Origin of the sequence: Bacillus sp. FJAT-49711, from assembly GCF_018343715.1 — a bacterium.
GTDB lineage: Bacteria > Bacillota > Bacilli > Bacillales > Bacillaceae_C > Lederbergia.
In genome coordinates this window covers 865,814-881,483 of the sequence record NZ_JAGYPL010000002.1, presented here as the reverse complement: position 1 = coordinate 881,483, position 15,670 = coordinate 865,814, and the positions used below count along the sequence as shown (strand labels likewise).

Here is a 15,670-nt window from a genome sequence, read left to right as displayed (position 1 = left end):
GACTTCTATAGTTTATTTAAAATTTAATCTTGCAGCAGTCTCATAATCATGGATAATATTCGCCCCACTAATGGCTAGAAATACTAAATCTTCCGTTCCCATATTTACTACTCGATGTGCCCATCCACCAGCTGAATAACTAATCCAATCTTTCATTACAGGTTTCTCTTCTAAAACCCCTTCTCGATTTTGCAATAAAAGAACACCTGATCCTTGAAGGCCTATCACTACCTCAGCAGTGTCGGGCTCCTCATGAAAATGCCCTTTCGTCATATAAAGTTCTTCCCCCACCTTCCCAGGATGAAGAACAGTAATATTCACTAACAAGTCAGTTTCCGTAAACGGTTGCGGCATCTCGTATACTTCGTAAATAACTGGATCCTCCCTTTTTAAGATTGTTCCAATTACATCTTTATCCGTATAAATATCCTTTAACTGAGATAACCTCCGTACATGCTTCTTTGCCCCTAAATCTAGGTAAGCATTAGATGATAGAAATGTTGCGAAGTTTCCCAATATCTCACGTCCCTTCAATTATAAAAACCTTTCACTTTTTCAAAGATAAAACTAAATAATTCAATCTAATTACTTGGTTATTTCACATCAAATTAACTAATCCCAAGAACTTCCTTACCACTTTTTTGTAAAGGTTGAAAACACACAGTTTTTTATAGATTTCTCCCCCCTTTTGAAATTTAAAATCATAGCAATGTACTAGCACGATATTAAACAACCTTACTAGTCAAAAAGTAATGTGTGGAAGTTTATATACATAATAACGTAAATAACATAAAAGTCAACATTATTTTACGTTATTTACGTCAAAATTTCTCATTTTTCTTAATTTATTAGGATCTGGAAATAATATAATAGAGGTAGGTGAAATATAATGGATATTGGAAATAGAATACGAAATTTAAGAATGGCAAAAGAATTATCAGTTGCGGAATTGGCTAAACAAGCTTTTATTTCTCAGTCATATTTAAGGGATATTGAAAATGGTAGAACTACCCCATCTTTGGATAAACTGAATACAATATGTGATTCATTAAATATTTCTTTAAGTGAATTTTTTGGATCGGTACCTGTTCTGCCCGGGGAAATAATACGGCTAGTAGAGAATGCACAACAATTAACTGAAGAAGAAATTCATCTTCTGTCAAGTTTTTTAGAATCTATGATCAAAAGACAAAAAGCGGAAGTCAACGAATAAAAATCTACCAATAATAAATAATTGGTAGATTTTTTCCTTTATTTCTTATACTTAAGATATTGAAATTCAAACGTCCATCTGCTAAATCAGGTAATCTTTTCTGAGATTCATTAATGAGAGCAGATTCCATCGGATCTATGTGTGCGCTATTCGATGAACTAACTCAACAGCAGGATCAGGCTGCCCTTCCATTAAAAATGTCCTCCAAAAAAATTCTTTCATTTTTAATTATATAGATCAAATCGATATATGATCATCCATAATGAAACAATCACACTCCAAAAGTTCATATAAACAATGAGTCATTTTTGCAAGAAACTGAAAATCAGGAGGCATAAGACAATCCTCCTGATTTTAATGATCAGCTACCTCTTCCTATTTCTCCTCAACGTTTCCTTATTTCTCCTTTCCTTTCTCGTCATAAAACAATAATGCTTTCTAGCCGGATCCCTAATAATTAAATTTTCCGTGCCTTTATTGAAAGTTATATACTCGCCACTTGCTCTGATTTCTAATATATTTTTCAACTTCAGCGCATTTTTTACTTTTCGATCAAAGCTGCTGTAACTGCTTTCAACTTTAATATCGGAGTCATCAAGAAAAATCACTTTAACCGTTTTTGCATCAAGGGGTTCGTAATCTTTAATATGATTAACGGACAGCCAAATATTGTCATCACGCCCAATTGATTTAATCGGAAACCAGTAAATACCTAGCTTTCCGCATATCATGACTGGTGGCATATCAATATTTCCTAATGCGCCTCTTGCACCTACAATCGCCCCTCGAAGACTATTCCCATAATATTCAATGCTTCTTTCAACAATTGAAAGTGGGCTTCCGTTAAGGGTATAGAGCTCTTTTCCTTCAAGCGCAATGGAGCACAGGTTCCCGTTCTCATCGTAATTGTTTAAAATCGCTCTTGTGTCAATGTTGATAGTATATTTCTTCATTTCTATCATTCTACTCCTTCCGTGTAACTGCTAGTTTATTTTTTTGTAAAAAGGAGTATACTATTAGTAGTTGGTATACTCCAACAGTAGAGCCCTTGAATTACGTCCACCAAGACCATTAATTCAAGGGGTTTTCTATATGTATGAATAGGATCACACTGCCCTCACCTCCTTAGCTGCTTGCTACAGCTAATCCCGTTATTTAGCCAATATCTCAGGTTTTCCAATTCAATATTGAAAAAACGGCAAATATAACATTTCCATATCCTTTTCTAACCGTCCATTTGGTGGCGCTTACAATACTTTTGAAGATTCTTCCCTATGCTAAATGCAAACCTAATGATCGGAGCATTTATAAAATATAATATTCTTTTCACCTCACTTACCCATTGTTTGTAGTTATTACGCAACTCTGGATAGTTCTTAAAACACACGACCTTTTTACTAATTTTTATAATGTTTAGAAATTATTATATCATTCTATTAAAATTAAAACAATACAATCATTTAATTTACTTTTACATACCATTGACTACAGTCAATGATTAAAATATAATAAGAACATAAATTATAGTGAGGGGAATTTTATGGATATTGAGGACCAATTTAATAAAGAGGAATTTGCTATTCTTCTTGAGCGGGCAAAAGGAGATAGATCCATTAATCAGTACGCAAACGAAGCTGGTGTAAGTGCTGCCCACATTTCAAGGTTCCTTAGAAACATGATAGCCTCACCTCCCACTCCTGAAACGATATCAAAGTTTGCAGCAAAAGCTCAAAATGAAGTTTCGTACGAAGATCTTATGGTTGCCGCCGGGCATTTAGCTCGAAAAAACGAGTTAGATATAAATAGTCATGACAGAATAGAAAAACATTCTCCCATGGATGTTAGAGGGAAAATGGAACAATTACAGAGGAAATTTATTCAAGTCATACTAGCTGACCTATATGAAAAACCTTTTAAATGGAGCGTAGAAAAACACGAAGAAAAATATCATTTTTCAGATATGATCCTTAACATTGATCATGATGGTTACAATAGATGGTATTTAGATTTCAAACCAAGTATTCCTGATCGTTATCATCCTACTTTTCAGCCATTCTTTCTTTATGGGCGCATTACTACATTTGAACTGAATGAAACAGATAAATTGACGATTGTTGTTAATGATGAAAAAGTTTTTAACATGATTATGAAAAGACCACCTTTATCCCTTCGAGCCAATTTATATATAATGCTCATAGATTTGGAATGGGGGAAAATTGTGAAAGAAGAAAAGTTATGTGGATATTGGAAGGATTAAATCAAGGGGTATATGCGAAGCAAAGCTGATCATTCTACAAACTCAACTCTTTAGAATGCACTATAAATCGGTTTATTAATTTATTTTAATCTTGGACAAATACAGCCTAATCTGTGGTCATGATTTTCCACCTCCCCTATCTAGTATTTTTTTAAAGAATTTTTTCCTTAAAGAAGCTAGGATTGCAAAGAAAAAGACTCCTTGGTGCATATTCCTTAATATTAATGATACTATTAGTACAGTAGAATTTTTACATTCTACTCCCTAGAATTTGACATGCCCGCAATAAAGCGGGCAATTTATTTTAGTTATCCGGTTATAGAGTATTTTCAGAGCCAATAGTTAATAGTGTACATATTGTTTGATAGTAAAAGTTCAAAAGCCTCTTCTTTTTTCTCATAATGTGGGCGGTATCGATCAATCTCTACCTCACCCCATAAAACATTATTTAAATCTTCTAAACTATGTACTGTTCGTTCAGGTAAGAAGAAATTGTTTCGTACATATTTAACCATTGCCTCAACATGGCCTTTCTCATTTCCGGCACCAGGATTACAAAATTCATATTCAAAACTGTAGTGCAATGTAAATCTTTCAAAAGCTTTTGTTAGTTCACGCTTCCCGTAGGGAAGAACTTTTTTAACTGCCGGAGATAAGTTATCAAAACGGATTCTCCTTGGCACACCTCCTAAGTGGTGAAAGAACCACTTTAATCCTTCTAAGAAACAATCCTGATTTTGGGATTCAAAGACTTGAACTAAGAATGCATTACTATTTGGAAATGATAGAACAAGATACGGGAGATCTATCACTTTACCATTTCTTTTAAACGGTGCTTCACCGAAGTCCACTTGCGCATCACCTGGTCTTGCTTCCAAAGGTAGTGCTCTTCTTCGCTTTCCTCAAGTAATTCTTTTTTTCGTTTGGAAACATACGATCTTACAGTACGATCTGATCCTTTGAAATCAACATCATCCACAAGCATTTGCCATATACGTTTGGCTGTCCTTCGGTATTTCCTTTTCTTTTTCATATCTTCTTTCAACCATTGATCCACCAAATCCTTAACTGGATCCATCACCGGGGATGGTTGGGGCTTTTTACGTTTCATATCTGGTTGAAATTCCTCTTGATCAGCATACTTCTTAATAGTACGAAAATCCCTATTTGTTCTTCTAGCAACATCCGAATAGGAATGACCTTTCGTGTTCACTTCTTGTCTGATATAATTAATTTCGGTCACTTCTAACATCTCCTATAAATACCTCCTGCCAGTAATGGGTCCAACAGGAAGTGTATTGAATTTTTGGGATGTTAGCAAGTGGCCTTTTTATGTAGGTCCCCCGCGGGGGACCTACATAAAAGGAATGCCATAACCTACATATTCATATTGCCATAAACAGGATAGCCTTTACTGATTACGGCCAGAGGAATTTACCAGCCGTTGACGTCCCATTTACCATGAAAAATCCTACGTCACCGTCAAGGCAGGATGAATCTTTCTACCGATCATTCTACTGGCATCCCTGTTACTGAGCCTTCGGCGGATATGGGATGTGGCTGTCCTTGCTAGCATCCCCCCTTATAGCGCTCCTATAGTCGTTTGGGGGCTGCCAGCCGAAGAGCCTATATATCACTTACTCATTATCAAGGACCGCTTCGCTTGCATTTTCCACTGGTATCTTCTTTCTAGTAAATAACCTGTCAATCAGTGGTAAATTTCTTGACATTCATTGGTACAAGCCATTCCATTAGTGGTACATTTAGATGGCCGTAATCATTCACACCTCTTTCAAAAATTGTAATAAAGATAAACTATTCCCCTTCTGAATATGGAATGAGTGTGAGAATTTAGATCACATGATGAACTCGTCCGTTGGGCAATTGAGATTATTCAGCACACACGACTATCATAATTTATGGCTTTTTTCATTTCTTAGGTGATTGCTACCATATCAGGCTTTGCATCTATCGATATGGCCAGAAGAATAAAATATCCAGCGGAAAAAGCGAGGCTCGCGGGGCTTTTGACTGGTTCTGCTGTCTTTGGAATATGTATTTACATATTGACGCTTGCAATTTCAGGAAAGCACTTTACGGGGATGTTAACTACAAAGTATTTAACAGATCCAGTGGCAAGAGTATCAATACCACCCAAAATGATTAAAACAGATCTTCTAGTTTAAATCTTATCTATCTTATTTTAATTATTTTTTTCTTCTCCGTTACTTTTGAAGAAGTGTTATTACAGGCCAGTTATACAGTGTACAACATAATAATTTTCTTTTTTGTAGATAACATCCTGGAGAACATTGTAAGTTTCTCTTCTTTATTCAATGGTAGAACAAGCCACTAACTCAAAAATAAATGGAATTTAGATAATGCTAAATCAATCCTAATATACTTTCATGTTCAAGTATTAAAATAGCATAGCATTAAATGATCTCCACGCGGGATTTCTTCTGAAGCTTTTACGTAGTGCCAATCCTGGGAATCTCTAAAGATACTCTTCACCCTCTGCTCTCCCTCTAATAACTCTAGCCGGAGTTCCATAAGCAACTACATAGGAGTCAAAGTCATGTAAAACTGTCGAGCCCGCTCCAATCACTGTATGTACACCAATTGTCCTATTATGAATCACATTTGCCCCTATAGAAATAACAGAATGATTACCTACAGAAACACCTCCTGCCACGGTAACTCCTGGTGCTAATGTTACATATTCTCCAATTTGACAGTCATGGTCCAGTGAGGCTTTTGTGTTTATAATACAATGATTGTCTATTTTTGTATTACTGTTGATTATCGTATTAGCCATCACCGCAGTGCCATTTCCTAATGTTACATTTCTACCAATTTGCGCAGATGGATGAATTGCTTTAATATATTTAAAATAAGGATTTATATATGTAATTCTTTTTACTATCTTATATCTTTGCCAGTTATCAGCGATTGCAACTATCCCACCAACCACCATATCCCCGATTTCAAGTATTGCTTCATCATTACCCAATATTTCATAATCCATAATTCTTGTTCCAACTTTTTTATATGGGTCTATTAATCCAAGTATATTATATTTTCCAGCCCTTTCAATAATATCGATTACTACTTTACTATGTCCACCTGAACCAAATACCACTATGTTGTTCACATTAATCTCCTTGTATTGTCAATGTTAGTTTGTGCAATTTGGGGCTATTTAATTACCATGTATAAGATAAATTTGCTATTTTTTTGATTTTATACCCTAGAGGGATAAATTAAAAAACTACTCGCGTACTTCTCTTGGTTTCGATTTTTGTCTAAAACTATTCTTCATTTAGTAGGAGGATATGAGCTCTATGTAAATACACCTGGAAACTCGCGCTAATATTGCATTATAACCATTAAATGCACTTATATTTTTAAAGGGAAAAGTTTCAGTTATTTTCGGTTTTTTTTAAAAAAGAAAGGTCATGCTCATTATAATTCGGACCAGTTTTCTTTTTTTGAATATTTTCTTTCCAATTTATCTTTCTTTAAGTAATGATCCTTTGATATCGGGCTAACAATTAATTCTATTTTCACTACATTTTCTTCGGATAGATATTTTACAAGTTACTTTCTGTCTCCCTTTTTCTTTTTTCACGTCGATAAAATTTCCTGTCCACTTCATTCCACTAATCCAATAGCTATTGATGAAGAACCCTTAAAAATTGCCAAGCTAGTTTTCTATATTGTATAAAGGGTTTTTATATTTCTAGCAATCCAAATGTAATTAGAGAGTGGAATAATTGATTCCATAATTCAATCCGGTAAAGTGCTAAATTGATTATCAGATTATTGTTCATTTTTCAGTTGTCTATCATGCAATTAGGAAATTGACCTAGTTGCATAAAAAACTGTAAAACAAACTACATGCTTTACAGCTCAACTTATTATCCTAAAGGGATCTATCATATTCCGATGTATTTATGAGACCATTATTATTCATCTATCTTTTTAATTAATTTTGCAGGAACACCACCTACAATACAATTTCCTTCTTCAAAGCTCTTTGTTACAACTGCACCAGCTGCTACAACGGTATTATCACCAAGCTTTACACCAGGAAGAATTACAGCGTTCATACCGATCCAACACTTTTCTCCGATGACAATATTTTCACCCTTAAGATGCAAATCAGGATTCTTTGGATTGTGGTTTGCAGTTATTAATCCCACATTCGGAGCAATATAGGTGCCTCTCCCAATATAAATATCTGCCATGAAGTTTTGAAAGTAGACACCAAATCCCTGAAAGTTATTTAAATCATCTGGATGGAAATGAAGTTTTTTATAATTTGATATTCTAATATTTTGATTAACAGGGAATGGAACTTTACCATTAATTCTGAATATCTTTTGCCATAGGAAACATTTAAGGACGAATATCCAACCATCTCCATTGGGGGTTTTTTCGAACCATTTTCCTTTTAAATATTTCTCATCATAAAACAAATAACCTATTATTTTTGCAATGAAGATAGCAAATTTTCTCATTTATACGATTCACCACGATTTTAAAGTTATATTTTAAAATTAATAATATTTTTGTTATTCTTGCCTTACCAGACTGTGTTTAAAAAAAGATATCTAAACACCGAGATAATACACAATGCTACTGTCATAACAAATACCGTATTAAGTAGTGATCTCCACATGCTTATATTCACTAATTTTAAAATATAAATATTGTTCCATAAATAAAACAAAGAACTAATCACGGAAAACAATATAATCGTGATATAAGCATCTTTAAAATAAAAAATACCAAATAACAAAACAATCGCTCTACTTACGAACATAGATAAGTTAAATAAGAAAAGTGTTCCTTCTCTATTCATAACTGTGTACAATAAAGCTAGTGGCGATGAGATAAAAACGAGGAGCAACCATACACTAAGGATCCGGGCATATTCACCTGCTATTTGCCACTCTTTACCGAACACAAAGGAAAAGATTATGTCTCCAAATCCGAATATAATGGATATAGGAATAACTCCAATTAATAACATATATTTATAAGAACGATATGTAACTTGTGTTAATCCTTTAGGATCTTCCTCTTTTAATTTTGTTGAAGTTTGAAAGAAAACTTGTCCGAATGCACTTCCTAATACGGACATTGGAATACTAAGTACCCTCTGTGATAAAGAAAAGAAACCAACAATGGCACTAGAAAAACCTGTAGATAAAACAAAGACTGGAAGCTGCAATGAAGCGGTATTCAACATAGCAGACCAGATTGACACCTTTGGAAATCGATCATATTTCTTTGCTAATAAAGTCATCTCCTTTAATGTCACATAAGAAAAGCTTATCTTCCCTTTTTTAATGCTTTTTACAACTAGCTGGACTGTTGCCGCTAACTGACCTAATACATTCCCAAGGACGAGACCCGCTGCGCCAGACTGCATCACACCAATTCCAATATTCATCCCTGCAGTCGTAGTAGATTTTGAAATAGTTGCATTGGCTATTCTTTTATATTGTAGTTTTCGATTTGACCAGTAATTAAATGCCTGAAATATCCCTGTTAGGAACAAAGATAATGGCACAAAAAATAACCAAGGGTAAATTTGACTATTACCTAATAATGCGGAAATCTGCTCTCCAAAAATTATGATTAGGGTGAGCAAAAATAAACTAATTCCAGCAGCAATAGTTATAGATAAGGCAACTAAGTTTACCGCTTCTTTATCCTCTTTGGGCAGCATAATCGCTAACTCATATCTACCAGTAATCATGACACCTATAATAGATGTAATGGATAAGAATAGTGCTAATATTCCAAAGTCATCAGGTGTAAATATTCTTGTTAAGATAGGAGATGCAGCAATCGGCAAAGCCTGTGCAATCGTTGTTCCTGTCATTAGTGTTAAAATATTTCTAACAAACGATTTATTATGTTTTGCTAGCTGATTCGTAGTCACTAACTTGAATCTCCTCTTCTTCATACTCAATAGATATAGCTATAATTTATTTAATAAGGATAAAACGTCTTCCTTACTCTTTATCTCATGAAGATTTGCATTAAAAAACGCTTCTATTTTTTCCATTTCTGATGGTTCTAATTCCCACCACTTGCATTCTTCCAAAGCATCTATAATATGATCTTCGAATCTTTTCTTTAAAACTCTCGCTGGATTTCCAGCAACAATGGAATACCTTGGAATATCTTTAGTTACGATGCTTCCAGCACCGATCACACTCCCTCTTCCAATCCTAACTCCAGACAATACAACGGAACTAGAACCTATCCAAACGTCCTCTTCTATTACTATTTTTCCCTTTGAATAAATGTCCTTTTCTATCCCTTTATTAAATAAATTATTGTTCATAAAATATGATGATACCTTATCTGTTCGATGATAATCCTCTTGTAACACTACATTAGATGCAATGGAAGAGTAACTCCCAATTTCTATTCCTTTTATCCTTGACGATAATCTTGTGCCAGGACCATTCACTGATACAAAATCCCCTAACCTGACATTTCCGTAACAGGTAACATTTAAGAACTTTGAACCTCTGCCTGCCTTGATATTTCCTGATAAAACAGAATTGCTCACTGATATTTTGTACTTGGTAGAACCCTTTAAGTGCTTATAAACATTAGGATTTATTTCACTTTTCCAATCTAGAAGTAAATCTTTCCTAATGAGAGCATAGAATAAACTAACAAACTTTTTTATCAAGCTTTTTATTCCCACTGTATTATATCCCCTTTTTGTAGGTAGACCTCTAAAAAATATTAAATTGAATTTACTCACTTACTTGCTGTTCAAACTTTGGAATATTTATAACTTTTATTATTAAGATTATAAATACAATAAATGGAACAATGCTTCTCGAAACTAAAAAATATTCTGTAATCATGTTAACAAGAATATAGTGGGTAAATACAACAAAAAAAACATTAAATTCCCTTAATCTATCATGTCTTACTGCCACTTTATACGTGTTCTTTATAAAAGAGACTATAATAAAAATAAAGGCGATTAGACCGAGATACCCAGATGAAACAACAATATTAGCAATAGAATTATCAAACCATACCATCTCGGTACTTTGCATACCTACACCAATAAATATTAATTCCTTATTAACTAATTCAAGGCCCATTCTAGCTTTGTTTAGTCTGCTCAAACTACTTTGATCTTCAGCTAAATTAAAATTTAATGCTCTATTTATCAAATTTTCCTTATAATTATCTTGTTGGTTTACTAAATCATAACTATAGACAGCAACTGGGATTAAAAGTATTAAAGTTAGGACAAAAAATATCGTTCGGTACTTAATTAAACCGATTTTAAAGCTTTTAAAAAAATAAGTAATAAGTATAACAACCATAACAATAGCTAATGTTAATATTCCCGTTCTTGAACCAGTTAATAATAACGCTCCAAAAGAAGCAGAAAAGATAATAAGTCTTTTGGTATAACTTAACTTATACTTATAGGTTGCAAACATGATGAACGCCAATAAACTATTTGATAAATATGCACTAAATAAGTGGGCATCAACACCCCAAGTCATATCATTAGAGAACGGAAAAGAAGGTCTACCTTCACCTGAAAAAACTAATACATATAAATAAGTATAGATGATTAAAAGGAAAAATATTAAGAAAAACCATTTAATGAGCCGATAGATTTGTTGCTCCTCCAACTTCACTTTCAATAAAGAATATGCAAGAAGAAAGGGAAGCATATATTTATAAATGAAAAAAAAGTTTGAACTGGATTCAATGCCAATGAAAATAATACCATAGCCCATACTAAGTAGGTATAATAAAAGAAATATATATAAGTATATAAAGGTATGAGAAAGCTTGTGGAAGTTACTTGTGAATAAAATAATAGCAATAAATGTAATTACTATTATGTCGACAAATCTTATACCAAAACCTAAATTATAATTGACGGGGAATGAAATAATAATTAATAAAATTGTAATTAACGGAAATTTAGTTATTGTGTTAGAAATTTTCATCTGAATCTCCTATAAATTATTCCTCCATGAAATAAATTCACCTCCAATATTACTTTGAAAGATTCAATCTATTTCATTCTAAAACATATACTAGAGAGAAATGTAATAATTATTTACTACTTATTTCATTCCAATGAAATATATAGTTGTGCGACCTAGAGATTCCAATATTGATATCCCGAAGAAAGAACCTCTTCTTTATTTAAAATACTCTTTACATCAACAAGTAATTTTTCACTATTTGGTGCATCAATAAAGTACTCGTTGATTTGTGATAAAGTCATGGCTTTAAACTCATGATGTGCCACTGCAAATACGATACAATCCGCATTATCAACTTCTTGCAAATTAACAATATCAACACCATACTCCTCATAAGATACTGCTGGATCTGCATGTGAATCTACAATTATGGGTTGTATTTCATATTCTTTAAGTCTTGTAATAATATCTATTACTTTCGAATTACGCGTGTCAGGGCAATTTTCTTTAAATGTCATACCCATAATTACAACCCGTGCTTTTTTTACTCTTTTATTCATAGTTACCAGCTTTTTAATGATAGCATCTCCAATAAAGGCACCCATTGAATCATTAATTTTTCTTCCAGACAAGATAATTTGTGAGTGGTATCCTAATTTCTCGGCTTCATATAAGAAATAATAAGGGTCTACACCAATACAATGTCCACCCACTAAACCAGGGTAGAAGCCAAGTGCATTCCATTTCGTGTTCATTGCTTCAACCACTTCATTGGTGTCAATGCCCATTTTGTCAAATACGATCGCTAATTCATTCATGAATGCAATATTAATATCTCTTTGGCTATTTTCTACTACTTTTGCAGCCTCTGCTACTTTAATAGAAGAAGCTTTGTGTACCCCAACTTCTACTACTAATTCATATACTTTAGCTATAATATCCAGTGATTCCTCATCCATTCCAGATACTATTTTTGTGATATTTTCTAAACGATGAATTTTATCTCCTGGGTTGATTCTCTCTGGGGAATAACCAACTTTAAAATCTAAACCACAAGTTAAACCAGAAACCTTCTCCAAAATCGGTATACATACATCTTCGGTAACACCTGGATAAACTGTTGATTCGAAGACAACAATGGACCCTTTCGTTAAGTTGCGACCTATCATTTCAGTTGCACTCTCCACAGGGCTTAAGTTTGGTGTTTTATCACTATTAATTGGAGTTGGAACTGCAATAATATGAAACTTGGCTTTCTTCAGCTCCTTTTCATCTGAAGTAAAAAACACCTTACTATTTTTTATTACTTCATCGCCTACCTCTTGGGTTGGATCATATCCCGCCTTATACTTTTCCACTTTTTCTTCATTTATATCAAAACCTATTACATTTATTTTTTCTGCAAATGCAACTGCAATAGGCATACCCACATAGCCTAGCCCAACGATTGATATACTTTCTTTTTTATCTAGTATATTTTTATATAAGTTCATAAACCATCTTCCTTTACCTATACAATTTTGAAGCAAGCTTCTTATAATCCAGCGTTTGCCGTGCAAAGTCGTTTGCACTTTTAGACATGCTTGTTAGTATTGCAGGTGTTTTACTAATTTCGGTGAATATTTGTTCTAATTCATTTACTTTACTAATAATCCATGAATGTTTACTATATTTTAATAAGAATTTATAGCTTTCTAAGTCCGCCACAACAACTGGAAGGGAACAGCATGTGGCATGTTCCATTAAAACTGTATGACTACCAGGTTGCACATATAGATCAGAAGCACAGAAGTATTTGGTCAGCTCATCAGGGGTTTTCCAACCGAGAGATACAATGCGATCATCTTGATTAATTAACTCCTCTACCTGTACTTTTACATCATCCGTGAAGGATCCTGCTATTAATAGCCTTAATCTACAGTCTTTAATTTTCATAAAATTGATGATGAGGTCCTTCGTCTTTTTTAACCTGTCCATTTTCCCAGCATGGATGAAGACTATTTGATCATCTGAAAAACTTAATGCTTCTCTTATTTCGTCTCTGTATTCCAATCTTTTTTTATCTTCAATTATAGTTCCACCTAATGGATAAAACTCCATCTTCTCATCAGGAACTTGGTAATACTTCTCAAGAAAATGCTTCCGTTCGATAGTGACATATAGGAATAGATCGATATAAGGTAAAGCTTTTTGCACGATATACTTATAATAAAATTTATGAAGGATATTTTTAGAAACAAATCCTTTGGCACTGTTTCCTTCATCTGCATGATTATCTACGTATAATTTAACGTGGGGATTCTTCTTTTTATATTTAGCTACCGTCCATAATTCCCATGATTGGGGATTATGAAATAGTATAACATCTGGCTTTTCTTTATCTAAAAATTGATAAACCCTTGGATAGATCCTCAATTTAACCATCAATTTGTGAGGTAAAAACTTTCTGTATGGTATCCTTGTAATTTTTATACCATTTTCATTCAAATATTCACTCGGTTCAATATAACCAAGCTGTTTATTATTAATAAACGTTTCTGTAGATGCTAATACTCGTACATCATGTCCATCCATTTTGTTTTGAGCTGTCAACATATTTTCCTGGTAACCATAATTATCAATAAAAAAATTTGCTAGACATAGATGAACAATCTTCATACTACTTCCTCCAAACTTCATTTAATCGCTTCTTAGATGACAACTGAATCCTAGAAACCTTAATTAATCGATAAAAAAGTCAAATTTCTTACTTTTTAACTTTTTATATCATTACTTTTTATAAAATAACTTTAGATTTCTTGAAAGAGTTTAGCATCTCATCCCAATCAAAATATAATCTACTAAAGTCATCATCACTTAGTCCATTCCCGGTCTGAACTTCAATAAATTCCAAGTCTGTAATTGCTCTTATACCATGCTTCTTATTTGCAGGAAGATGAATATTATCCCCAGCTTTTACTTTTGTAATATTCCCCTCTAAGGCAAGCTCTCCTTCCCCCTTCACGATTGTCCATACTTCATCTCGATAAAGGTGAGAATGATAGCTTGAATTCTTCCCTCTATGAATACAAATACGCTTCGTAATCATTTCGTTACCATTGGTATATTTCTCATAGTCTAGTACTCTCGACCAACCCCAAAGCCGCTCTTCATACATTGGTAGGCGGTTATCAAACACTTTAATAAAGTCTTTTATCCTTGGACTAGCGGATTTGTCCGTTACTAAAATACCATCTGGACTAGCAGCTATTACCGCATTTTGAATACCTAATATAGTAATAGGTATAGAAAGCTCGTTCACTAAATGGGTATTTACTGCGTCCTCAGATATAATTCCACTTCCGATCTGATTAGATGCCGTTTCCTCGGTAAGTGTATTCCAAGTTCCTAAGTCTTTCCACTTCCCACTATAAGGTAGTACAATTATGCGATTAGCCTTCTCAACGACTTCGTAATCGAAGCTTATACTTGGTAATGTGTCATATTGATTTAACAATGTTTCAAAATCAGTTGGCAAACCTTTTTCTATTAAAATATCAATTACATACTTCGATTTAAAAGCAAACACACCACAGTTCCAAAGAGCATTCATACTGATAAGATTTTTAGCTTCCTCCTCGGTAGGCTTTTCAGTAAAATGGCTGACATTATAGTATTCTGTTTGTCCCGTATTACTATCTTTGTCTTGCACAATATAACCATATTTTGAAGATGGGTAAGTAGGATTTACTCCAATTAAAGCTAAATCACAGTCAGACTTACGAAAAATCCCCTCTAACTCTTTAACTTTTTCAAAAAAACTATTTTCTACATAAGGGTCTACAGGAAGTATTGAAATTACTTCATCATCTGAGACTTTTTCAACTGAATATAAATATGAAACAGCAAGAGCTATTGCTGGAAAAGTGTCCCGTCTTTCCGGTTCAGTAATTAGTGGCACATCCGTCCCAATTTGACTTTGAATAATGTCTTTTTGCAGCTTCGAAGTTGCAATTATTGTCTCATCAGAAAGGTTCACTGAATTTAACTGCTTCCACACTCTTTGAAGCATGGACTGTTTTTCCCCATTATCGCCTTCTAATACCTTCAAAAATTGCTTTGACCGAGAATCGTTCGATAATGGCCAAAGGCGTTTCCCTGACCCTCCTGAAAGTAATACTAACTTCAAGATGGCTCCCCCCTTTTATTGATATATCTCCA

13 protein-coding genes and 1 pseudogene are annotated in these 15,670 nt (G+C 33.6%); 3 read left to right on the top strand and 11 right to left on the bottom strand.

Features of this window, described 5'->3' with window-relative positions:
* Positions 1-12: 12 nt before the first annotated feature.
* Positions 13-534, bottom strand: a complete 522-nt coding sequence (locus tag KHA96_RS11805) for a glucose-6-phosphate isomerase family protein (protein WP_213129481.1) — start codon at positions 532-534, stop codon at positions 13-15.
* A 355-nt stretch (positions 535-889) separates the two neighbouring features.
* Between KHA96_RS11805 and KHA96_RS11800 the strand changes: the two genes are divergently transcribed.
* Positions 890-1,213 carry a helix-turn-helix domain-containing protein gene (locus tag KHA96_RS11800; protein ID WP_213129480.1) on the top strand — a complete coding sequence of 108 codons (324 nt, stop codon included), beginning with the start codon at positions 890-892 and terminating at the stop codon, positions 1,211-1,213.
* Between the two features lie 365 nt (positions 1,214-1,578).
* On the opposite strand, the gene KHA96_RS11795 is transcribed toward KHA96_RS11800, so the two are convergent.
* On the bottom strand, positions 1,579-2,166 hold the full coding sequence (locus tag KHA96_RS11795; RefSeq protein WP_213129479.1) for a competence protein ComK: 588 nt from the start codon (positions 2,164-2,166) through the stop codon (positions 1,579-1,581).
* Positions 2,167-2,753: 587 nt separating this feature from the next.
* Here KHA96_RS11795 and KHA96_RS11790 point away from each other — a divergent pair.
* On the top strand, positions 2,754-3,470 hold the full coding sequence (locus KHA96_RS11790; RefSeq protein WP_213129478.1) for a hypothetical protein: 717 nt from the start codon (positions 2,754-2,756) through the stop codon (positions 3,468-3,470).
* 371 nt (positions 3,471-3,841) lie between these two features.
* Here the strand turns inward: KHA96_RS11790 and istA are convergent.
* A pseudogene (gene istA / locus KHA96_RS11785) lies at positions 3,842-4,722 on the bottom strand (IS21 family transposase); the annotation flags it as partial.
* 724 nt (positions 4,723-5,446) lie between these two features.
* Here istA and KHA96_RS11780 point away from each other — a divergent pair.
* Positions 5,447-5,656, top strand: a complete 210-nt coding sequence (locus tag KHA96_RS11780; RefSeq protein ID WP_213129477.1) for a hypothetical protein — start codon at positions 5,447-5,449, stop codon at positions 5,654-5,656.
* A 311-nt stretch (positions 5,657-5,967) separates the two neighbouring features.
* Here the strand turns inward: KHA96_RS11780 and KHA96_RS11775 are convergent, their stop codons facing one another.
* The 8 genes from KHA96_RS11775 to KHA96_RS11740 form a co-directional block, all read right to left on the bottom strand.
* A complete protein-coding gene (locus KHA96_RS11775; protein WP_213129476.1) occupies positions 5,968-6,624 on the bottom strand; it encodes an acetyltransferase in 657 nt (218 codons plus the stop codon).
* A gap of 814 nt (positions 6,625-7,438) precedes the next feature.
* Entirely contained in the window at positions 7,439-7,993 is a 555-nt protein-coding gene (locus KHA96_RS11770; RefSeq protein ID WP_213129475.1) for an acyltransferase, read from the bottom strand.
* Positions 7,994-8,058: 65 nt separating this feature from the next.
* Positions 8,059-9,426, bottom strand: a complete 1,368-nt coding sequence (locus tag KHA96_RS11765; protein WP_213129474.1) for an oligosaccharide flippase family protein — start codon at positions 9,424-9,426, stop codon at positions 8,059-8,061.
* 39 nt (positions 9,427-9,465) lie between these two features.
* On the bottom strand, positions 9,466-10,206 hold the full coding sequence (locus KHA96_RS23360) for a CatB-related O-acetyltransferase (protein WP_213129473.1): 741 nt from the start codon (positions 10,204-10,206) through the stop codon (positions 9,466-9,468).
* Positions 10,207-10,258: 52 nt separating this feature from the next.
* A complete protein-coding gene (locus KHA96_RS11755; protein ID WP_213129472.1) occupies positions 10,259-11,488 on the bottom strand; it encodes an O-antigen ligase family protein in 1,230 nt (409 codons plus the stop codon).
* A 155-nt stretch (positions 11,489-11,643) separates the two neighbouring features.
* On the bottom strand, positions 11,644-12,963 hold the full coding sequence (locus KHA96_RS11750) for a nucleotide sugar dehydrogenase (RefSeq protein WP_213129471.1): 1,320 nt from the start codon (positions 12,961-12,963) through the stop codon (positions 11,644-11,646).
* 13 nt (positions 12,964-12,976) lie between these two features.
* Positions 12,977-14,128, bottom strand: a complete 1,152-nt coding sequence (locus KHA96_RS11745; RefSeq protein WP_213129470.1) for a glycosyltransferase family 4 protein — start codon at positions 14,126-14,128, stop codon at positions 12,977-12,979.
* A gap of 118 nt (positions 14,129-14,246) precedes the next feature.
* Positions 14,247-15,638 (bottom strand): sugar phosphate nucleotidyltransferase, encoded by a 1,392-nt coding sequence (locus KHA96_RS11740; protein WP_213129469.1) that lies wholly within the window; start codon positions 15,636-15,638, stop codon positions 14,247-14,249.
* Between the last annotated feature and the right edge of the window lie 32 nt (positions 15,639-15,670).